The organism is Bradyrhizobium forestalis (genome assembly GCF_002795245.1).
GTDB classification, from domain to species: Bacteria; Pseudomonadota; Alphaproteobacteria; order Rhizobiales; family Xanthobacteraceae; genus Bradyrhizobium; species Bradyrhizobium forestalis.
Map to the genome: position 1 here is coordinate 38,418 of NZ_PGVG01000025.1, position 20,809 is coordinate 59,226.

Consider the following 20,809-nt stretch of genomic DNA (forward strand, 5'->3'; position numbering starts at 1 on the left):
GACGGAATATGGGTTCTGAACATACCGCAAAGGCTTTCGACACCGACCTCCAGGAGCTCACCCGCCTGGTCGCCGAGATGGGCGGCATCGCCGAGCGCATGATCGTCGATTCCGTCGACGCGCTGATCCGCCGCGACGTCGCGCTCGGCCAGCGCGTCGTCGCCACCGACGCCGAGCTCGACACGCTGCAGAGGAAGATCGAGGAGCGCGCCGTGCTCACCATCGCCCGCCGCCAGCCGATGGCGGTCGACCTGCGCGAGATCGTCGGCGCCATGCGCGTGGCGACCGATCTCGAGCGCATCGGCGATCTCGCCAAGAACATGGGCAAGCGCGTCGCGGCGCTGGAGACCGATTTCCATCCGCTGAAGCTGTTCCGCGGCCTGGAACACATGACCGACCTCGTGCAGCAGCAGGTCAAGTCGGTGCTGGACGCCTATGCCGCGCACGATCTGCCGGCGGCGATGGCGGTGTGGAAGGGCGACGAGGAGGTCGATGCCATCTGCACCTCGCTGTTCCGCGAGCTCCTCACCTACATGATGGAGGATCCGCGCAACATCTCGTTCTGCATCCACCTGATGTTCTGCGCCAAGAACATCGAGCGGATCGGCGATCATGCCACCAACATCGCCGAGACCGTGTTCTATATGATCGAGGGCCAGGCGATCACCGACAAGCGGCCGAAGGGCGACATGACGACCTTCGCCACGACGGTGCCGAATACCTAAGGAGCGACGACAACATGGGCGCACGCATTATGGTGGTTGAGGACGAGGAAGCTCTCACCGAGCTTCTCCGCTACAACCTCGAAGGCGACGGCTATGACGTCGAGACGGTGATGCGCGGCGATGACGCCGACACCCGCCTCAAGGAGCACATTCCCGATCTGATCGTGCTCGACTGGATGCTGCCGGGCCTGTCAGGTATCGAGCTGTGCCGGCGGCTTCGTACCCGCCCCGAGACCAAGCAGCTGCCGATCATCATGCTCACCGCGCGCGGCGAGGAGAGCGAGCGGGTGCGGGGACTTGCGACCGGCGCCGACGACTACATCGTCAAGCCGTTCTCGGTGCCGGAGCTGCTGGCGCGTGTGAAGGGCCTCTTGCGGCGCGCCAGCCCCGAGCGGCTCGCCACCGTGCTCGCCTATGGCGATATCGAGCTTGATCGCGACAAGCGCCGCGTGGCGCGCTCGGGCCGGCCGATCGATCTCGGCCCGACCGAATATCGCCTCTTGGAGTTCTTCCTGGAGCATCCCGGCCGCGTGTTCTCGCGCGAGCAGCTGCTCGACAGCGTCTGGGGCCGCGACATCTACATCGACGAGCGCACCGTCGACGTCCATATCGGCCGCCTGCGCAAGCTGCTCAATCTCGGCCGCGAGCAGGATCCGATCCGCACCGTCCGCGGCGCCGGCTATGCGCTGGACGATCGCTTCGCGAAGGCGGAGCAGACCTAGGGCTTGCGAGCGTTGGTTTGGCGAGCTGCTGCCATACGCTCAGTGTCGTCCCGGACGAGCGTCAGCGCAGATCCGGGATCCATAACCACAGGGCGTGATTGTTTTGCGAAAGGGTAACTCCGAGTCCCCGTAGCCACAGCTTGCGGTCGCTATGGGTCCCGGATCTGCGCGCGCTTGTTGCGCGCTTGTCCGGGACGACATCGGATGTGTTGAGCCGTCATCGTGTGACGGCTGCAATCAGCTAGATCAACAAACTCACCGCGTGCCCGGCTTCACCGGCGCGCGACGGCGATCCGCTGCGGGCTGATAGGCCACGCGCGAATGTTGGGCGCAGTAGGGCAGGCCGGACAGCGCCTTGCCGCCACAGAAGAAGAAATCCGGGCTGGAGGGATCACCGACCGGCCAGTGGCAGGTCGCCTCGTTCAATTCCAGCAGTGACAGCCGCTGGCTCATCGGCACCACGTTGTCGTAGGTGACAGGTTCGGCCTCCACCTCGACCTCGAAGGCCTGCGCCAGCGCGGTATTGCCGCGCGCGACGGGGCGCGTCACCCGCATCATGTGCTGCGCGGGCCGCGCCTTGCGCGGCCGGGGCGCTGCCGATGAAGGGCTCTTGGCGCGGCCGGACAGGCCGAGCCGGTGCACTTTGCCGATCACGGCATTGCGGGTCACATTGCCGAGCTCCGCCGCGATCTGGCTGGCCGAAAGTCCGGCCTCCCAGAGCTTTTTCAGCTGCTCGACGCGATCATCGGACCAGGTCAAAACCGTCATTGCACCCTTTCCCTCGCCGCGCGCCTGCCGTCCTGGGGCCTTCGCAGCGAATGCCTAAGCCTTGAAAAACCCGTGCCGCCCGAATCCCTTAAGGCTCGCCGGGCGCAATCAAGGCGCCCGAACGTTTACGCCGGTACATGAGGACTCTTGGGATCAGAACCGCTGCACGAGATGTCGTATCTGACAGGCCAAACGCTACAATATGGCGTGACTCCCGCGCAAGAGTCCGCCGACTCGCTTCCACATGTTCCGTGGTGAAAACCCCGCAAAATCGGCACCGCAAGACTACGGATTCAGCGTTTCGCGAGGCTTTCCGGGCGGCATTGACACCCGTCTTGCCAAGCATAAGATAGTCCCACGTGCCGCCCTTAAAAGGCGGCACGTTTCGTTTTCCGGGCCGGTCGATGGTGCGTTGCGCAATGCATGCGTCGCCGTCCGCAACATTCAAGTGACGTCATGACCAACAGCGCCGCGCCGCATTTGCTCCCCGTTTTCGCCAGGGCCGACCTCGGTTTCGAGCGCGGCGAAGGCTGCTGGCTGATCGCGACCAATGGCGATCGCTATCTCGATTTCACCTCGGGCGTGGCGGTGAATGCGCTCGGCCATTGTCATCCGCATCTGATCAAGGCGCTACAGGAGCAGGCGACCAAGCTCTGGCATATGTCGAACCTGTTCCAGAGCCCGGACGGCGAGAAGCTCGCTGCGCGCCTGTGCAACGAGAGCTTTGCGGACTTCGTGTTCTTCTGCAATTCCGGCGCAGAGGCGCTGGAAGGCGTGATCAAGCTGGTGCGCCACCATCACTTCTCCAAGGGACATCCGGAGCGCTACCGCATCATCACCTTCGAGGGCGCCTTCCACGGCCGGACGCTGGCGACGCTCGCCGCCACCGGGTCTGCAAAATATCTCGAGGGCTTCGGACCGCCGATGGACGGGTTCGACCAGGTGCCACATGGCGACCTCGACGCCGTCAAGAAGGCGATCGGCCCGCACACCGCCGGCATCCTGATCGAGCCGATCCAGGGCGAGGGTGGTGTGCGTTCGACAACTCCGGCCTTCCTCAAGGCGCTGCGCCAGCTCTGCGACGAGAAAGGTCTGCTGCTTGCGTTCGACGAGGTGCAGACCGGCATGGGCCGCACTGGTGATCTCTTCGCCCACAGGCGCACCGGCGTCACGCCTGACGTGATGTCACTGGCAAAAGCGCTCGGCGGCGGCTTCCCGATCGGCGCGGTGCTGGCGACCGCAGAGGCGGCCTCCGGCATGGGGCCCGGCTCGCACGGCTCGACCTTCGGCGGCAATCCGCTCGCGATCTCGGCTGCGAACGCCGTGCTCGACGTCATGCTCAAGCCCGGCTTCTTCGACCACGTGCAGAAGATGTCGCTGCTGCTCAAGCAGAAGCTCGCCTCCGTGATCGACCGTCATCCCGATATCGTCAGCGAGGTGCGCGGCGAGGGCCTCCTGATCGGCATCAAGGCCGTGGTGCCCTCGGGCGATCTCGTTGCGGCGCTGCGCGCCGAAAAACTGCTCACCGTCGGGGCCGGCGACAATGTCGTGCGCTTCCTGCCACCCTTGATCGTCACCGAGGCGGAGATCGAGGACAGCGTCGGGCGGTTAGAGCGCGCCTGCACTGCGATCTCGTCCAGCCAGATCAAGCGGGCGGCAAGCTGATGAGCAAGACGCCCAATAAAGCTCCAAGGCACTTTTTGGACATCAATGAGCTGCCGCTGTCGGAGCTCAAGAGCATGCTCGCCGCCTCCTCCGCCATGAAGGCGAAGCAGAAGGCGCATCAGCCGGTCAGGCCGCTCGAAGGCAAGACGCTGGCGATGATCTTCGAGCGTCCCTCGACCCGCACTCGCGTGTCGTTCGACGTCGGCATGCGCCAGCTCGGCGGCGAGGCGATCATGCTCACCGGCGCCGAGATGCAGCTCGGCCGTGGCGAGACCATCGCCGACACCGCGCGCGTGCTGTCGCGCTATGTCGATGCCATCATGATCCGCATCCTCAATCACGATGCGCTGCTGGAGCTTGCGGCCAACGCCACCGTGCCGGTCATCAACGGCCTGACGCGACGCTCGCATCCCTGCCAGGTGATGGCCGACCTCATGACCTATGAGGAGCATCGCGGCCCGATCGAGGGCAAGACAGTGGCCTGGACCGGCGACGACAACAACGTGCTGGCGTCGTGGGCCCATGCTGCCGAGCGCTTCAAGTTCCAGCTCAACGTCGCAACGCCGCCAGAGCTCGCGCCGAAAAAGGCAATGCGCGACTGGATCAAGACGTCGGGCGCGCCGATCGTGCTCGGCACCGATCCGGAAGCTGCCGTGCGCGGCGCCGATTGCGTCGTCACCGACACCTGGGTGTCGATGGGCGACAAGGAGGGCGAGCACCGCCACAACGTGCTCAAGCCCTATCAGGTCAATGCCAAGCTGATGTCGCTGGCCAAGCCTGACGCGCTGTTCATGCACTGCCTGCCGGCTCATCGCGGCGAGGAGGTCACGGATGAAGTGATCGACGGCCCGCAATCGGTCGTGTTCGACGAGGCCGAAAACCGCCTGCATGCGCAGAAGGGCATTCTGGCCTGGTGCTTTGACGCGGTGAAGTAGGTATTGGCGCGTGTGAGGCGTTGCTGTCGCTCCACACGACGCTGTCGTCCCGGACAAGCGTAAGCGCAGATCCGGGACCCCTAGCCACAGGACGTGGTTTGGCGAAGACTCGCGGTTGCCAGCTCGCGCTACACGTCTCCCTGCGGTTGGGTCCCGGATCAGCGCTCGCTCCGCTCGCTTGTCCGGGACGACAGCGCAATATGTGGTGACAGCTGCCCGCCCCCTTCCAATCCCCCACCTCCGACCCCAGATAGAGCGCCATGGTTTCCCAATCCCCTGACATGAAAACCGGGCCTGAGGGCCCGGTTCGCGCACCATCGGCGGTTCCGATCGACGACGCTGTGCTGCCTTACGAAGTCGACGCCCTCGATGTGCGCGGGCGCCTGGTGCGGCTTGGTCCGACGCTGGACGACATTCTCACCAAGCACGATTATCCGGCACCGGTCGGCAAGCTGCTCGGCGAGGCCATCGTGCTGGCGACGCTGCTCGGATCTGCGCTGAAGTTCGAGGGCCGCTTCATTCTTCAGGCCCAGACCGCCGGCCCGGTGTCGTTCCTGGTGGTGGACTACAAGGCGCCTGACCATCTGCGCGCCTATGCCCGCTTCGATGCCTCGCGCTTGGGCACGGTGAAGGATTCCGGCACGCTGCTCGGCCGCGGTCATCTCGCCATGACCATCGACCAGGGCCCCGATATGAGCCGCTACCAGGGCTTGGTCGCGCTCGACGGTGGCAGCCTGGAAGACGCCGCCCACGAATATTTCCTGCGCTCCGAGCAGATCCCGACCAAGGTGCGCCTCGCGGTCGGCGAGGAGTGGCGCAGTAGCGACGGCGGCAAGCATCGCTGGCGCGCCGGCGGCATGCTGATGCAGTTTCTGCCCAAGGCGCCGGAGCGCGCGCGGCAGGCCGATCTGCATCCGGGCGATGCGCCCGAAGGCGCCGAGGTGCACAACGTCGCCGAGGACGACGCCTGGGTCGAGGCGCGCTCGCTGATCGAGACCGTCGAAGACGTCGAGCTGATCGATCCCGAGCTCTCCGGCGAGCGGCTGCTGTTTCGCCTCTTCCACGAGCGCGGCGTGCGCGTGTTCAATCCGCAGGTTCTCGATGCGCGGTGCTCCTGCTCGCGCGATGCGGTCGCCTCGATGCTCAAGAGCTTCTCGCCTGACGACCGCGCCGCGATGGTCAAGGACGACAAGGTCGTCGTCACCTGCGAGTTCTGCTCATCGGTGTACCAGTTCACGCCGCACGAGGCGGGCGCGGCGGACGCGTAACAAGGCGCTGCCGTAGCCCGGGTGAGCCAACGGGGCGGCGCCTCGCGCCGACCCGTTGGCTCATCCGGGCTACGAACTCAAGGAAGCTGTCGAGGCGTTGTCGCGCTTCATTCAATAGCGATGCGCCCAACGGATGGCGCGACGGCCTGTTTCGCCTCTTTGTCAATCCATCCGCCTGAAAATATTCCGCTTTACCGAAATTCGGATTTATCGTATGTGTCGCCCATCCCGGCTCATCCTTGAGGGGCGATCATGTGGTCGTCATTGTCGCGAGCCGGGCTTGCGGTGGACGCAGCAGCGTCGTGTGCGAGATGTCAAGGGCAGGGCGGATTGCTCTCCGTGAGCCCAAAGGCTTCGTGCGGACGAGCGGCGCTGTCAGGTTCGTCTCGTCTGTAAGTTTCCGGCTCTGTCGACAGGGTCGGGAAAACTGCGGCGAAATGGCGGGCCGTGCGTACGGCAAAGCCGTGTGGTCTTGGCCGTCGTTGCTACGGCCAAGCGCTTGCGGAGGCGGCAGTCGCGTCAACCGGTGCGATGCTGGTGAATTCCGTGAGAGTGAGGGAGGCCAGAACGAACTCGGCTCCCGGGAGAGCGCGGCATAAGCCGTCCGACCATCGCGCAGGGAAGGCCGAGTGATGGCCACACCTGTATGCTGCTGTGCGGTTCTTTTGCGCTACCTTTCGCGCAGCGGACCGCGGGTGCGAGGTCCGCACCCGGTCTTCCCTGCGCCCTCTTGGATCGAGAGGGACGAAAGATGAAGCAAAGCTCGGGCGAATAAGCCGCGAGGATGAATATGCACGTCTGCGACCACACACTCGCTGTCATCGCCCGGCTTGACCGGGCGATCCAGTACTCCGAGACGGCAGTGATTGAACCGAGAGGCCGCGGCGTACTGGATTCCCCGCCTGCGCGGGGAATGACAGTGATGCTTGGAGGGCGAGCCGTCGCCCTCATACTCCGTCATTGCACAGCAATGACGACGTTGAGAATGCGCGCCTCACGCTCCTCTTGTGCCCCGGACGCAGCGCAGCGCGTCTTCAGCGGTGCGCTGCTGAGCCGGGGCCCATCTCGCCGCGCCCTTCGGTGTGGCCTTCTAGGTCCCGGCTCTGCGCAGCAACGCTCAACGCGTTGCTGCTTGTCCGGGACACGAGAGCGAGCGCTGCCCTAATTCAACACCCGCTTGTTATCCGGGCTGTCCAGCGAGAACGACGGCACGTCGATCTCGAAGCGCTCGCCGGTTTCGCTGACCATCTGGTAGCGGCCGGTCATGAAGCCCGAGGCGGTCGAGAGCGGCACGCCGGAGGTGTATTCGAAGCGTTCGCCGGGGGCCAGGATCGGCTGCTCGCCGACCACGCCCTCGCCCTTCACCTCCTGCTGGCGGCCGGAGGCATCGGTGATGATCCAGTGCCGCGTCTTGAGCTGCACGGTCTCTTCGCCCGAATTGGTGATGACGATGGTGTAGGACCAGAAAAAGCGCGACCGGTCGGCCGACGACTGCTCCGGAACAAAGTTCGGCTCGACGGTCACTTCGATCTGGCGGGTCACGGCGCGGTACATGGTTGCCATCATACCGAAATCCGCCCCGGGAACCAAACGCCGCGGACGGCTTTGGCGACATCGTCCCGCCAGAATTCGAGGGAAAGGACACCCCCAAGACATCCCCAAAGGAAGATATCCTTATGTGATCCGGCCGCTTTGCGAGACGACAGCCGGACCATTACACTCCTTCAACGTCGCGATTTGCGGAAGGGTTTTTAGGCCCCCGATGACCATTGCCGACCAAGTGACGGGATCGACCATCGCGGGAACCGCGGGGACCAAGCCGCGCGCCGCCGCGCCGGCCATCACGCTGCCCGCCATCGGCGAGCGCGAGCTCCGGCTCGATCTGTTCCGCGGGCTCGCGCTATGGCTGATCTTCATCGACCATCTGCCGCCAAGTCTGCTGACCTGGTTCACCATCCGCAACTACGGCTTCAGCGACGCCACCGAGATCTTCATCTTCATCTCCGGCTACACCGCCGCGTTCGTCTATGGCCGGGCGATGCTGGAGAGCGGCGTCGTCATCGCCACCGCGCGCATCCTGCGCCGGGTCTGGCAGATCTACGTCGCCCACGTCTTCCTGTTCACGATCTTCCTCGCCGAAATCTCCTATGTGGCGACCAGATTCGAGAACCCGCTCTACACTGAAGAGATGGGTATCATGGACTTCCTCAAGCAGCCCGACGTCACGATCGTGCAGGCGCTGCTCTTGCGCTTCCGCCCCGTGAACATGGACGTGCTGCCGCTCTACATCGTGCTGATGCTGGCGCTGCCCCTGATCCTGTGGTCGATGAAATGGCGGCCCGACGTCACGCTCGGCCTTTCGGTCGTGCTCTACGCGGTGACCTGGGAGTACGATCTCTATCTATCGGCTTATCCGAACGGCTTCTGGGCCTTCAATCCCTTTGCCTGGCAGCTGCTGTTCGTGTTCGGTGCATGGTGCGCGCTCGGGGGGGCGCGCCGCATGTCGCGCATCCTGGCCTCGCCCGTGACGATGTGGATCTCGATCGCCTATCTCGTCGCGGCGTTCTACGTGACACTGACCTGGTACGTGCCGCAGCTCTCCCAGTTCATGCCGAAGCTGATCGAGCAATGGATGTATCCGATCGACAAGACCGACCTCGACGTGCTGCGCTTCACGCATTTCCTGGCGCTGGCCGCGCTCACCGTGCGCTTCCTGCCCAGGGACTGGCCGGGTCTGAAATCGCCCTGGCTGCGGCCGCTGATCCTGTGCGGCCAGCATTCCCTCGAGATCTTCTGTCTCGGCGTCTTCCTGGCCTTTGCCGGCCATTTCATCCTGGCCGAAGTCTCCGGCGGCGCAGCCATGCATGCGCTGATTAGTCTCTCCGGAGTCCTGATCATGTGGGGCGTGGCCTCGGTGATTTCGTGGTACAAGCGCGTGGCTGACAAAAGCGGTGCGAAAACCAAAAACGCCGTCGGCAACGCCGATCTGGCGGGAGGGGGCTGATGAAGGCGAAGGTTCTCCTGAGCCTGATCCTGCTATGCGGTGGCCTCGCCGCGCCCGTGGCGCGTGCGGGCGATGCTGCGCCTGCCGCTTCCCCTGCGCCCGCGGCCTGCGAATTGCCGTCCTATCTGCTGACCAGCGAAAGCCAGCTGCCCAAGGTCGCCGACGCGGTCAAGGCTGGCAAACCGCTCGACATCCTGGTCATCGGCAGCCGCTCGACTACGATTCCGTCTTCGGAAAGCAGCTCGTATCCGGCGCGCATGGAGGCGAACCTCAAGGAGAAGCTGCCGGCGTCCGAGGTGGTGCACGTCTCCGTAGAAATACAGAGCAAGAAAACGGCAGAGGAGACCGCTTCCACCTTCGTTAAGCTGATGGAAGCAAAAACGCCTACCTTGGTGATCTGGCAGACCGGGACGGTGGATGCTATCCGATCCATCGATCCCGACGAATTTCGCAGCGCGGTGACCGATGGGGTTGCTGCGCTGCAAAAGGCAGGGGCTGACGTCGTCTTGATGAATCTGCAATACAGCCCGCGCACCGAAACCATGATCTCGGCGCAGCCTTTTCTCGATAATATGCGCGTGGTGGCGCAGGAGCACGACATCCCGCTGTTCGATCGTTTCGCGATCATGCGGCAGTGGAATGATCAGGGCCAGTTCGACCTGTTCAGCCCGTCCCGCGGGCCTGAGCTGGCGAAGCAGGTCCATGATTGCCTTGGCCGGGCGTTGGCACAGTTCGTGATCGACGCAGCTCATTTGGAGCCGGCCCAGCAGCAAAATTGAGGTCTAGCGTTAATGAGTTCTCTCCGCCCTTTTTACCCGACGTCATGGCTGGCTGCGCCTGCAGCAGCAGTGCTGTTGTTGCTGACGCCGGCCCCGCAATCGCATGCGCAGACGCAAGCCGCACAGGCGACGCCCGCACCTGCCCAGTCGGCTGATCCCGCTTCGCCCTCCCAGACCGCCGCCGCCGCGACGTCACCCGAGCAGCGCGGCGTCACGGCGCGCGCCGTCGACAAGGTGAAGCAGGTCGCCAGATCCGCCGCCGACATCTTCAGCCGCGTGCCCTGCCTGCCGCCCAAGGACGCGAACAAGGGCGGCTCGAAGGCGATGGGCTCGCTGCCGCATGTTGCAAGCAAGCTCGTCGCCGGTCAGCCCGTCGTCATCGTCGCGTTCGGCTCGTCGTCGACCGCGGGATTCGGTGCGAGCTCGCCGGAGTTCAATTATCCGAACCGTCTCGCCACGCAGCTGCGCCGGCAGTATCCGACCGCCGACATCAGCGTCATCAATGCCGGCGTTGGTGGCGAGGATGCGCCCGAGATGATGAAGCGTCTCCAGACGCAGGTGATCGATGTGCATCCGGATCTCGTGATCTGGCAGGTCGGCACCAACGCGGTGCTGCGCAATCTCGATCCCGGCGACACCGCCAAGCTGGTCGAGGACGGGATCGGCCGCATTCAGGCCGCTGGCGGCGCCGACATCGTGCTGGTCGATCCGCAATATTCGCCGGCCGTCAACCAGCGCAAGGAGAACGCCGGCAAGATGATCAAGCTGCTCGGCAAGGTTGCCGAGCTCCGCCACGTCGGCATCTTCCCGCGCTTCGAGGTGATGCGCGACTGGCACGAGAACCAATCGATCCCGGTCGAGAGCTTCGTGATCGCCGACGGCCTGCACATGAACGATTGGGGCTACGCCTGCTTCGCCCAGCTGCTCGGCGACGACATCATCCGCTCCGTCGGCCAGATCAAGCTGGGTGTGAACGTGCCGGCGGACGTGCGAACGTACCGGCCGATGTAGAGGCGAGTAGGGAATGGCGAGTAGCGAGTAGATCGATCTATTCGCCACTCACTATTCGCCATTCGCCCGCTACGCCTTCTCCAGCGCCGCGGTCAGATCCTCGATCAGATCATCCGCATGCTCCAGCCCCGCCGAGAAGCGGATAAAACCTTCGCTGATGCCGAGTGCGGCGCGGTCTTCCGGCTTGAGGCGCTGATGCGTCGTGGTCGCCGGATGCGTGACGAGGCTCTTGGCGTCGCCGAGATTGTTGGAGATCTTCGCCAGCTTCAATTCATTGAGTACGCGGAACGCCGCCGCCTTGCCGCCCTTGACCTCGAAGCCGACCAGCGTCGAGCCGCCGCGCATCTGCTTCCTCACCAGCGCCGCCTGCGGATGATCGGCGCGGCCGGGATAGACCAGTCGCGAGATCTTCGGATGGCTCGCCAGCACCTCGGCAATGCGCGCCGCGGTATCGGTTTGCGCGCGCACGCGCACGCTCAGCGTCTCCAGGCCCTTGAGCAGGACCCAGGCGTTGAACGGCGAGATCGACGGGCCGGTCTGGCGCATGAAATTGTGGATGTGCTCGGCGATGAAGGCTTCCGAGGACAGGATGATGCCGCCGAGGCATCGGCCCTGGCCGTCGATATGCTTGGTCGCGGAATAGACGACGACGTCGGCTCCCAGCGCGAGCGGGCTCTGCCAGATCGGGGTTGCGAACACGTTGTCGACGACGAGCCGCGCGCCGCCCTTGTGCGCGATCTCGGCGATGCCGGGAATATCGAGCACGTCGAGGGTCGGGTTGGTCGGGCTCTCCAGGAAGAAGGTCTTGGTGTTGGGCTTAAGTGCGCGCTGCCACTGATCGAGATCGAGGCCGTCCACCAGCGTGGTCTCGATGCCGTAGCGGGGCAACAGGTCCTGGATGACGTAGAGGCACGAGCCGAACAGGGCGCGAGAGGCGACCACGTGATCGCCGGCCTTGAGCGGCGCCAGGATCGCGGTCGTGACGGCGGCCATGCCGGTCGCCGCCGAACGGGCGGCTTCGGCGCCTTCGAGCTCGATCATGCGGCGCTCGAACATCGCGATGGTCGGGTTGGAATAGCGCGAGTAGATGAAGCCGGGATCCTCGCCCTTGAACCGCGCCTCGCACTCCTCCGCGCTGTTGTAGACGTAGCCCTGCGTCAGGAACAGCGCTTCCGACGTCTCGCCATATTGCGAGCGCAGGGTGCCGGAATGGACCAGGCGGGTTTCGGGGCGGTAGTTGGCAGGCGACTTCGACATAGGACCCTCCGACATGGCCGCCGAGCGAAACGGCCACAAAAAAACCGGCCTGGATATCTCCACGGGCCGGGATCACAGAGGTCCCCGGCCTGTTTAGCGACTTATTTAACGTGGCTGCAAGCCGGCCGGCTCAAATCACCACGGGATAAGTGATGCTCATATTCCGCAATCCCCTTTCCGTCAAGGCGTCCATCGGCTAGCCGTAAAAGGCTGGTATGTCCCGCATTTCGGGATGCGTTTGACCCCTGATGAGGACCCCCGGTTGACGTTCACGGTCGCCGCCGACGCCAATGGTATCCTGCCCGACCGCATGATCGCGGCGATGGCGGAGGCAGGCCTCATCCTGCCCGAATACGACTTCGTCGAGAGCCAGATCCAGCCGGCGAGCCTCGATCTTCGCCTCGGCGACATCGCCTATCGCGTGCGCGCCAGCTTCCTGCCCGGTCCCGGCGCCACCGTCGCCGAGCGTATCGACGAGTTGAAGCTGCATGAATTCAGTCTCGCCGACGGCGCCGTGCTGGAGACCAACTGCGTCTACATCGTGCCGCTGCTGGAGAGCCTGGCGCTGCCGCCGGAGATCGTCGCGGCCGCGAACCCCAAGAGCTCGACCGGCCGGCTCGACGTCTTCACCCGCGTGATCGCCGACGGCACCCGCCGCTTCGACATGATCGGTGCCGGTTATCATGGGCCGCTCTATGCCGAGATCAGCCCGAAGACGTTTCCGGTGCTGGTGCGCGAGGGCTCGCGCCTGAGCCAAGTGCGCTTCCGCACCGGCGATGCCATTCTCAGTGCCGACGAACTCGATGCGCTGCATGCCGCCGAGCGCCTCGTCGACATCGACGATGCCGATCTCTCCGGTGGCGTCGCCGTCTCGGTCGATCTCTCCGGCGAGAAAGCCAACGGCTTCGTCGGCTACCGCGCCAAGCGCCACACCGGCGTCGTCGACGTCGATCGCCGCTCCGGCTATGCGGTGGAAGATTTCTGGGAGCCGATCGCGGCGCGTCCGGACGGCAACCTGATCCTCGATCCCGGCGAGTTCTACATCCTCGCCTCGAAAGAGGCGGTGCAGGTGCCGCCCGACTACGCCGCGGAGATGGTGCCGTTCGATCCCTTGGTTGGAGAATTCCGCGTGCACTATGCCGGATTCTTCGATCCCGGCTTCGGCTATGCCGGCGCCGGCGGGCAGGGCGCGCGCGCGGTGCTGGAAGTGCGCTCGCGCGAAGTGCCTTTCATCCTCGAGCATGGCCAGATCGTCGGCCGCCTCGTCTACGAGAAGATGCTGGCCCGCCCCGACGCGATGTACGGCCAGCGCATCGGTTCCAACTACCAGGCGCAGGGCCTGAAGCTCAGCAAGCATTTCCGGGTGTAGCCGCACACTCCACTGTCATGCCCCGGCTTGCCGTCTTCGCTGAAGCTTCGCCGGCCGAGCGCCCTTGTAGGCCCGGCGTAGCCTAGCGGAGCCGGGACCGGGGCATCCAGTACGCCGCGGCCTCTCGATTTGATCACTCCCGCTTCGGAGTCGGGCGATGACACCGAATGTGTGGCAGAATGTCTAACCCAATCCGGCATCATGCAGGGTGATGACATGGTGGACCAATCCCAACTCGACGCAAGAATCCTCGAAGACGTCGCGGACGCGCTGATCTATTCCGATCGCGCCGGCACGATCACGCGTTGGAATCGTGCATCGACCGCTCTGTTCGGCTTCACCGCCGATGAAGCGCTCGGCCAGAATCTCGACCTCATCATTCCCGAGCATCTGCGCGCCGCGCACTGGAGGGGTTTCGAGGCCGCGCTCGCGAGCGGGACGATGAAGCTTGCCGGCAAGCCCACGCTGACCCGCGCGCTGCACAAGAGCGGACGCAAGCTCTACATCGAGATGACCTTCGCGCTGGTGCGTGACGCCGAAGGTCGCGTGCAGGGATCGGTGGCGATGGCGCGCGATGTCACCGAACGCGCCGAGCGCGAGCGCGCTGCCAGGCTTGCGCAAAATTCGTGATGCGGAATTGTCGCGCCGCCGTGCAGGGAGCCTTGCGCGCGCGTCATGTTGCCTGTCAGCGGAGGCAGTGACACACTCGATCAAAACAACGATCGGGAGTGAACATGACCGCGCCAGCCGACACCGCGCAGCAAGCCCAATGGAAGTGCTGGCGCGCGGTCGCCGATCTCTATCACGCCTATTTCACCGGCCTCATCCTCACCGTGGTCACGCGCCGCGGCACGGCGGATGCCGCAGAATTCGTCTTCCGCGTGTTCCGCCGCCAGCAGCAGGAGCGCTTCCTGCCTGGGCTCAGGAAGCTCGGGATCGATCATCTGCCGCCGGCGGTGGCCGCCGCGCAATATCACTATCTCTCCAACTGGATCGGCGGCGTCCATGTCGAATACATGTACGAGAGCGATACCAAGGCTTGGATCCGCTATCCGCCGCCGCGCTGGATCTGGAAGGGCACCGCGATCTGCGGCGTGCCGGGCGAGGTTTCACGCGCGATGCTGCGCGGCTGGCACGCCAATAACGGCGTCGCGCTCGGCGATCTCCGCCTCGGCTTCGTCTGCACCAAGCAGAGCGTCGATGGCCAGGACGGGCTCGAGGGCTATTATCATCAATACGACCATTCCCTCGAGCTGGACCAGCGCCTCGTGTTCGCGCGGCATCTGGAAGCACCGCTGTTCGATGTGAAGACCGCGCCGGCGCTCCCGGTCGCGAGCTGGCCGAAACCGCGGCTGGAAAAAGCCTATCGCAACTACGCGATGGAATATGTCCGCACCGCCGCGCCGGTCATGGTGCAGCTGTTTGGCCCGGAGGACGCCGGCTACCTCCTGCACCTAACCGGCAAGCTGATCGGCATGCAATATTTCGACGAGGTCGCGGCGGCGCTGGCGATGAAACGTGGCGACGCAAGCGAGTTCGCGTCATTCCTGAGCGCACTGTTTGCCGCGCAGGATGATCAAGCGGAGATCACGACATCCGAAGGCAGCTTCGAAATCCGCCAGCAGAGCTGGAGGCTGATGGATGGCGTCGCCGACTATCACCGCGCCTGTGCCAACGTTCTGGAGGGATTGTTCGAAGGCCTGGCTGCGGGATGCGGCCGACACATCGGCGTGCACCTGCGCTCGACCGTGGGCGGTCGTTCGCCGTTGGTCTGGACCATCGAATAGGCGGTGGTGCCGCTGCGCAATCGGCCTCTCCCCGCCTGCGGCGAGAGGCCGGAATTTGCGAGCGTGTAAGAACGGGGAGAGGGAGACGAGAGAGCCGCAATTCCATCGATCGAAATGCGCTGCCGCAGGGCACGCCTGCGCTCTGCGCAGGCGGAATCGGCAATCGCCGTGCTAACAAGCCATTGCCCGCGCCTTTCGCGCGAAAAAGTCATTTGCACACCAAGTGATTGCCGCGCCGCGAATGGCGCCTGCGTCCGGGAGAGGACATGTCCGACATCGCCGAAATCCCGGTCGATGAACAAGAGCGTCCGCTGCCGCCGCCTCCGCGGCCGGCGCGAAGCACGCTGACCGACGGGCCGATCCTGCGCACGCTGCTCTCCCTCGCCTGGCCCAACGTGATCGGGCTCTCGGCCGGCATGTGCGTCGTCATCGCGGAGACGTCCTATATCGGCCGGCTCGGCGTCGAGGCGCTGGCGGCGATGGCGCTGGTGTTTCCGACAGTGATCCTGACCATGACCATGTCCGGCGGTGCCATGGGCGGCGCGGTGGCGTCCGCCATTGCACGCGCGCTCGGTGCCGGCGACCGCGAGCGTGCCGGCACGCTTGCCATGCACGCGATGCTGATCGGCATCAGCTTCGGCCTCGTCTTCATGCTGGGCATGCTGATCTTCGGGCCAAAAGTGCTCGAGATGCTCGGCGGCCGCGGCGATGTGCTGACGCACGCGATCGCCTACACACAGGTGTTTTTCGGCGGCGCCGTGCTGCCTTGGCTGCTCAACACCATGGCCGGCGTGTTGCGCGGCACCGGCAACATGAAGCTGCCGTCGTTCCTCATCCTCAACTCCGCGGCCTGGCAGATCGTGCTCGGCGGCACGCTCGGCCTCGGGCTCGGCCCGGTGCCGCAGCTCGGCATGCGCGGCGTCGCGGCCGGCGCGCTGATCGCCTATTCCATGAACATCGGCATCATGGGCTGGTACCTGTTCTCCGGCCGCGCGCGGATCGTACCGAAGCTGCGCGGCCTGCGCATCCAGTGGGCGATGTTCTTCGACATCCTCAAGGTCGGCGCCATCGCCTGCTTCTCGCCGCTGCAATCGGTGCTGACGATCTCGATCTTCACCCACATGCTGGCGAAGTTCGGCACCGCGATCCTCGCCGGCTATGGCATCGGTGCGCGGCTGGAATTCTTGCTGACCTCGATCGCGTTCTCGTTCGGCATCGCCTGCGTGCCAATGGTGGGGATGGCGATCGGCGCCGGCAACATCGCGCGCGCCCGGCGCGTCGCCTGGATCGCCAGTGCTGCCGCCTTCGTTGCCGTCGGCGCGCCGGCGTGCGTCGTTGCGATGTTTCCCGATCTCTGGATCAACATCTTCACCGACAGCGCGGCCGTGCGCGCGGCGAGCCATCAATATCTCTCGACGGTCGGACCGTTCTACGCCTTTTTCGGCCTTGCCACGACGATGTACTTCTCCTCGCAAGGCGCAGCCAAGGTGATCGGGCCGGTGCTGGCGCAGACGGCGCGGCTGGTCTACATCTCCGGGGTCGGTTGGTGGCTGTCGACCCATGAAGCCACCGCGCAGAGCTTCTTCTGGCTGGCCGCAAGCTCGATGGTCGTGCTCGGCCTGCTGTCGTGCTCCAGCGTGGTGCTGACACGTTGGGGGCCGCGCGAGACGAAAGCTGCGATCCGCCCGGCGCTTTCGACGGCCGAATAAAGCGCGATGAAATGAAGCTTGATCGCTGCAACGACGGAGGTGCGCTCCCTCTCCCGCTTGCGGGAGAGGGTTGGGGAGAGGGTGCTTCCGCGATGGGACAATCCCCAAGAGGAGAAAGCCCTCACCCGGCGCTTCGCGCGCCGACCTCTCCCGCAAGCGGGAGAGGTGAAGGAGCCGCGGCAATCGATTCAATCTAAAGCCATTCCACTTTAGCGGTGCTTGTGGCGACGATGGCCGCCACCGCCGCTGGCATTGGCGAGCCGCATCAGCTGCGGGATCATCGCCATCATGTCGCCGCCGCCCATGCCGCCGATCCCGACTGGCATATAGCCGCCGCCCATCGGCGTGTAACCGCCGTAGTTCGGCGCACCGAATCCGCCGCCAAGGTTGCCACCGGACAGGCCGCCGCCGCCCATCATGCCACCAAGTCCGCCGCCGTTCTCCATCATGCGGCTCATCATCGGGCCCATGGTCTGCATCAGCATGGCGAAGCGGCGCTTGCCCATCTTCGCCTTCATCATCTCCAGCATCGGCGCCATCTGGGTCATCATGTCCTCGCCGCCGCCACCTCCGCCGCCGAAGCCTGCGAGCTGCGCCTTCGCCGGCGTGTTTGCGACGGAAAACAACAGCAGCACGATGGCTGCCTGGCAGATCACCTTGTCCGCACCTCTCATGGCATGCTCCTCGCGTGCGTGGCGCCGCCGGGAGAGCAGAGCCAACCGGACGCACGCGGGCATGGTTAGGGCCGGCGAGGATAGAGCTCTGTGAGAAAACTCACAGTGGGTGATCAGGCGGTCGCCGATGGAAACGCCTTGTGCATGGCGATCACGGCCTCCTTGGTTTGCCCCTGAACGTAAGGCGCGAGCTCGTTCGGCAGCATGTCGATGATCCAGACCAGCCGGCACCGTGAATCGCCCTCGGCGATCACCTGCACCGAGGCGCTGTAATGCTTCAGCCGCTCGTTGCTGATCGCATAGACGAGGCGCTGCCGCGTATCGTCGCAATCGACCAGCACCTCGCGCGCGACCGAACCATTGGCGAAGGTGACGATGCGCGCATCGCCGTCGAGCGCGCAGGCGGTGACGAAGCCCGGCACCAGCCGCTGATGCAGCGCGCCGAAATCGCGCACCGCGTCCCAGACGTCGCGCGCGGAGGCGGGGAGGGAGATGCCGTTGTGGATGGAGGCCATGGGATTCCTATTCAGTTGGAGTCATTCCGGGGCGCGCGAAGCGCGAACTATGGTGCGCAATTGCGCACCTGAGAATCTCGAGAGTCCGGTCTGGTGCTGCGCACCATCCCGGAATGACGGTGCATGTGGCGTGTTTTGTCGCGCCTCACACGCAAACCGCCTCGACATTGTTGCCGTCGGGGTCGATCAGGAACGCCGCATAATAGGTCGGGCTGTAATCCCTGCGCGGGCCGGCGCCGCCATTGTCGCGACCGCCGCTCTTAAGGCCCTCGCTGTGAAACGCCTTGACCGCATCATGATCCTTAGCGCGGAAGGCGATGTGGACGCCATCGGCCTTCCGGCCCTTGTTGAGATGCAGCCACAGTGCCGGCTCGCCCTTCGGCCCGAAGCCGGCATAACCGTCGCCGCTCGAGCACAGGACATAGCCGAGCGGCGCCAGCACTGCGGCGTAGAAGCGCGTCGCTGCGTCGAGGTCGGCAACACGCAATCCGATGTGGTCGTACATATTCGTCTCCATTGCCGAAGCGTGCCGCGAATGGCACGCGCCGGAGACGACCCTAATCAGTTGAGGGCAAGCTGCTCTTGGAGAATCTTGCGCTCCCCCTTCGACGCCTGGCGGAACTTGGTGGGCGACACGCCGGCGGCGCGATGGAAGGTGCGGACGAAATTGGAGAGGTCGCCGAAGCCGACGTCATAGGCGATGTCGGTGACGGCGATGTCGTCCTCGGTAAGCCTGCGCGCGGCGTGCCGCAGCCGCGAGCGCACCAGATATTGATGCGGGGTGACGCCGAGGACGCTCGAGAACAGCCGCAGGAAATGGAACGGGCTGAGACCGGCCTGCCGTGCGGCCTGCTCGAGGTCGAGCTCGGTATGCGAGTTGTCGTCGATCCACAGCGCGGCTTCGACGGCACGGCGGCGGTCACGCGCGGTTGGCATCGCCGGCTTGCGCGCCTTGCCCGAAACCGTATCAATGAAACGGCCCGCAAGAATTTGGCCGATCTCGTCGAGACCTATGTCGCTGTTGCCATCTGCTGCCGTCTGGGCCAGCTCGCCCAGCACCATCAGCTCGGGCAGCGGCGGTGTCGCGCCGACCTGCCAGATCTCGCGCCGCCCACCAAGGGCGTCGACCAGGTTCTCGCTGAAGAAGAAGCCGAGGCAGACGTCGCCGCTGACATGCTCATGCGTGCACGTGTATTCCTCGCCGGGCGCGCCGATCAGCATCGAGCCTGCCACCAGCTCGAAGAAGCCGGCGCGGCAATGACAGCCGAAGCTGCCGGAGCGGACATAGGCGATGGAATGGCCGGTGCGGCATTCCGCAAACGGCGTGTCGTCCGGTCCCGCATCGCAGCGAAATTCGGAGACCGTGATCGATGGTGTCGTCAGCAGCGTGGTGGCGTCCATGCCGCCTTATCTAGGTGGACGGTCTCGGCGGGGCAACCGGCAGCAGCACCTCGAACAGCGTCTTGCTGGTAATTGGATGGGCGCCTTCGAGCGCCAGCAGCCGCCGCTTGGAGATCACGCCGCCGTAAGGCGAGAGCCGATCGGTGTAATTGCCGGCCTCTAGCACCCGGTGGCAGGGCACGATCAGCATATAGGGATTCTTCGCGACCGCCTGCGCCACCGAATACGCCGCGCCCGAGGCACCCAGCGCCTTGGCGACCTCGCGATAGGTGCGCGTCTCTCCGCGCGGAATGGTGCAGGCGAACTCGTAGACGCGCCGGTTGAAGCCGGGCACCCCGCCGGCATCCAGGCTGACGTCGGAGAAATCGGGATCACTGCCTTGCAGTAGGCCTCTGATGCCCTCGATCGCAAGCGCGGCGTTCTCGGACGGGCGCTGCTCCCGCGCCTCGGGGTGGACCTGGAAAATCCGGCGGCGGGTATCGATCTCCCGCGCCTCCGGCAATTGCACCGCGACCACGCCGGTGCTGCTCCAAATGATGCCGCAGCGCCCCAGCGCCGTGTCGAATATCGCGTAGCCACGCCCCACCATGCACACGCCCCACTCAGTGCACGTTTCTCCCCGGAAATATGATCATAACACCGCCACAATCCGGCGCACGTGGAATCTTATCAGGACGTTAACAACCGTCCGGCCGGGCGCGCCAAACCGCTTGGCGGGAGGCGTCGTCTCGGCTAATCAGGAGGGGCGCGAAGCGCGCATCTCGCGGGCGTAGTTCAATGGTAGAACGGCAGCTTCCCAAGCTGCATACGAGGGTTCGATTCCCTTCGCCCGCTCCAGCTTTCCCCAGGCTGGCACTGTCAAAGGCCTCTAGAAGGCTGCCACTTAATGGATTTTCGGGCCTCCACGTACTATATTAGAGTGAAGGAGATTCCATGTCCGCCCAGCGTTCCGCGACCAGGTCCCACTATACTGCTGGTGTAATCCAACGGTTGGCGACCGCCAACAACGTAGCGGTGGTCGTGACATCGAACGATGTCTTTGCACATCACGTGACGCGGCTCTCCGGCGATGACGTGAATTTCGATCCGATCGAGAATACCATCGTCGCGCTTCAGCGCGCCGGGATTTTGGATCGTGTTCAGGCGGTGCGCCTTCAGGCGCGCTATCTTCGCGAAAGCCGTCCGTGACGTTTGATCCATTCGGGGATTTTGCGACGCGC

General features: G+C 64.8%; 21 protein-coding genes, 1 tRNA gene and 1 riboswitch. Of the genes, 14 read left to right on the forward strand and 8 right to left on the reverse strand.

The features are described from left to right. Positions 1-8 precede the first annotated feature (8 nt). Positions 9-725, forward strand: coding sequence for a phosphate signaling complex protein PhoU (gene phoU / locus CVM73_RS25815; protein WP_100234654.1), 717 nt, complete (start codon positions 9-11; stop codon positions 723-725). Between the two features lie 14 nt (positions 726-739). Continuing rightward, positions 740-1,447, forward strand: a complete 708-nt coding sequence (gene phoB, locus CVM73_RS25820) for a phosphate regulon transcriptional regulator PhoB (RefSeq protein WP_008143479.1) — start codon at positions 740-742, stop codon at positions 1,445-1,447. A 255-nt stretch (positions 1,448-1,702) separates the two neighbouring features. On the opposite strand, the gene CVM73_RS25825 is transcribed toward phoB, so the two are convergent. After that, positions 1,703-2,215: a GcrA family cell cycle regulator gene (locus tag CVM73_RS25825; protein ID WP_100234655.1), complete on the reverse strand. Its 513-nt coding sequence runs from the start codon at positions 2,213-2,215 to the stop codon at positions 1,703-1,705. Positions 2,216-2,671: 456 nt separating this feature from the next. Between CVM73_RS25825 and CVM73_RS25830 the strand changes: the two genes are divergently transcribed. The 3 genes from CVM73_RS25830 to CVM73_RS25845 all read left to right on the forward strand — a co-directional run bounded on the left by CVM73_RS25830 (position 2,672) and on the right by CVM73_RS25845 (position 6,083). Next, positions 2,672-3,880: an aspartate aminotransferase family protein gene (locus CVM73_RS25830; RefSeq protein ID WP_100234656.1), complete on the forward strand. Its 1,209-nt coding sequence runs from the start codon at positions 2,672-2,674 to the stop codon at positions 3,878-3,880. After that, entirely contained in the window at positions 3,880-4,815 is a 936-nt protein-coding gene (gene argF / locus CVM73_RS25835) for an ornithine carbamoyltransferase (RefSeq protein WP_100234657.1), read from the forward strand. The genes CVM73_RS25830 and argF overlap by 1 nt, the downstream gene beginning before the upstream one ends. Positions 4,816-5,075: 260 nt before the next feature. Next, the gene (locus CVM73_RS25845) at positions 5,076-6,083 is read left to right on the forward strand and encodes an Hsp33 family molecular chaperone (RefSeq protein ID WP_100234659.1); all 1,008 of its coding nucleotides are present in this window, start codon (positions 5,076-5,078) and stop codon (positions 6,081-6,083) included. A gap of 1,161 nt (positions 6,084-7,244) precedes the next feature. On the opposite strand, the gene apaG is transcribed toward CVM73_RS25845, so the two are convergent. Then, positions 7,245-7,637: a Co2+/Mg2+ efflux protein ApaG gene (gene apaG, locus CVM73_RS25860; protein WP_167407066.1), complete on the reverse strand. Its 393-nt coding sequence runs from the start codon at positions 7,635-7,637 to the stop codon at positions 7,245-7,247. A gap of 208 nt (positions 7,638-7,845) precedes the next feature. Here apaG and CVM73_RS25865 point away from each other — a divergent pair, with 208 nt between their 5' ends. From CVM73_RS25865 to CVM73_RS25875, 3 genes are read left to right on the forward strand one after another with little or no spacing between them, the layout of a single operon-like run. Continuing rightward, positions 7,846-9,087, forward strand: coding sequence for an OpgC domain-containing protein (locus tag CVM73_RS25865; RefSeq protein WP_100234661.1), 1,242 nt, complete (start codon positions 7,846-7,848; stop codon positions 9,085-9,087). Further along, on the forward strand, positions 9,087-9,866 hold the full coding sequence (locus tag CVM73_RS25870) for an SGNH/GDSL hydrolase family protein (protein WP_100234662.1): 780 nt from the start codon (positions 9,087-9,089) through the stop codon (positions 9,864-9,866). Before CVM73_RS25865 ends, CVM73_RS25870 begins: the two co-directional genes overlap by 1 nt. A gap of 12 nt (positions 9,867-9,878) precedes the next feature. Then, on the forward strand, positions 9,879-10,877 hold the full coding sequence (locus tag CVM73_RS25875) for an SGNH/GDSL hydrolase family protein (RefSeq protein WP_100234663.1): 999 nt from the start codon (positions 9,879-9,881) through the stop codon (positions 10,875-10,877). Positions 10,878-10,946: 69 nt separating this feature from the next. On the opposite strand, the gene CVM73_RS25880 is transcribed toward CVM73_RS25875, so the two are convergent. Continuing rightward, positions 10,947-12,134 (reverse strand): O-succinylhomoserine sulfhydrylase, encoded by a 1,188-nt coding sequence (locus CVM73_RS25880; RefSeq protein WP_167407054.1) that lies wholly within the window; start codon positions 12,132-12,134, stop codon positions 10,947-10,949. A 72-nt stretch (positions 12,135-12,206) separates the two neighbouring features. Beyond that, positions 12,207-12,286: riboswitch (SAM riboswitch) on the reverse strand. An 80-nt stretch (positions 12,287-12,366) separates the two neighbouring features. Here CVM73_RS25880 and CVM73_RS25885 point away from each other — a divergent pair. The 4 genes from CVM73_RS25885 (at position 12,367) to CVM73_RS25900 (ending at position 16,999) form a co-directional block, all read left to right on the forward strand. Next, the gene (locus CVM73_RS25885) at positions 12,367-13,503 is read left to right on the forward strand and encodes a 2'-deoxycytidine 5'-triphosphate deaminase (protein ID WP_100234665.1); all 1,137 of its coding nucleotides are present in this window, start codon (positions 12,367-12,369) and stop codon (positions 13,501-13,503) included. Between the two features lie 216 nt (positions 13,504-13,719). Next, positions 13,720-14,133 carry a PAS domain-containing protein gene (locus tag CVM73_RS25890; RefSeq protein WP_100234666.1) on the forward strand — a complete coding sequence of 138 codons (414 nt, stop codon included), beginning with the start codon at positions 13,720-13,722 and terminating at the stop codon, positions 14,131-14,133. A 104-nt stretch (positions 14,134-14,237) separates the two neighbouring features. After that, a complete protein-coding gene (locus CVM73_RS25895; RefSeq protein ID WP_100234708.1) occupies positions 14,238-15,290 on the forward strand; it encodes a hypothetical protein in 1,053 nt (350 codons plus the stop codon). Positions 15,291-15,556: 266 nt separating this feature from the next. After that, positions 15,557-16,999: an MATE family efflux transporter gene (locus tag CVM73_RS25900; protein ID WP_100234709.1), complete on the forward strand. Its 1,443-nt coding sequence runs from the start codon at positions 15,557-15,559 to the stop codon at positions 16,997-16,999. 209 nt (positions 17,000-17,208) lie between these two features. Here the strand turns inward: CVM73_RS25900 and CVM73_RS25910 are convergent, their stop codons facing one another. From CVM73_RS25910 to CVM73_RS25930, 5 genes are all read right to left on the reverse strand, one after another. Beyond that, positions 17,209-17,673, reverse strand: coding sequence for a hypothetical protein (locus CVM73_RS25910; RefSeq protein WP_167407056.1), 465 nt, complete (start codon positions 17,671-17,673; stop codon positions 17,209-17,211). Positions 17,674-17,786: 113 nt separating this feature from the next. Beyond that, positions 17,787-18,188: an SRPBCC family protein gene (locus CVM73_RS25915; protein WP_100234669.1), complete on the reverse strand. Its 402-nt coding sequence runs from the start codon at positions 18,186-18,188 to the stop codon at positions 17,787-17,789. A gap of 145 nt (positions 18,189-18,333) precedes the next feature. Next, positions 18,334-18,693 (reverse strand): VOC family protein, encoded by a 360-nt coding sequence (locus CVM73_RS25920; protein ID WP_167407057.1) that lies wholly within the window; start codon positions 18,691-18,693, stop codon positions 18,334-18,336. Positions 18,694-18,749: 56 nt separating this feature from the next. Beyond that, a complete protein-coding gene (locus tag CVM73_RS25925) occupies positions 18,750-19,589 on the reverse strand; it encodes a helix-turn-helix transcriptional regulator (protein ID WP_100234671.1) in 840 nt (279 codons plus the stop codon). Between the two features lie 10 nt (positions 19,590-19,599). After that, positions 19,600-20,178: a methylated-DNA--[protein]-cysteine S-methyltransferase gene (locus CVM73_RS25930; RefSeq protein ID WP_100234672.1), complete on the reverse strand. Its 579-nt coding sequence runs from the start codon at positions 20,176-20,178 to the stop codon at positions 19,600-19,602. Positions 20,179-20,352: 174 nt separating this feature from the next. On the opposite strand from CVM73_RS25930, the gene CVM73_RS25935 reads away from it, so the two are divergent. Both CVM73_RS25935 and CVM73_RS25940 read left to right on the forward strand, forming a co-directional pair. Beyond that, a tRNA-Gly gene (locus tag CVM73_RS25935) sits at positions 20,353-20,426 on the forward strand. Between the two features lie 96 nt (positions 20,427-20,522). Further along, entirely contained in the window at positions 20,523-20,777 is a 255-nt protein-coding gene (locus CVM73_RS25940; RefSeq protein ID WP_100234673.1) for a hypothetical protein, read from the forward strand. Positions 20,778-20,809 lie beyond the last annotated feature (32 nt).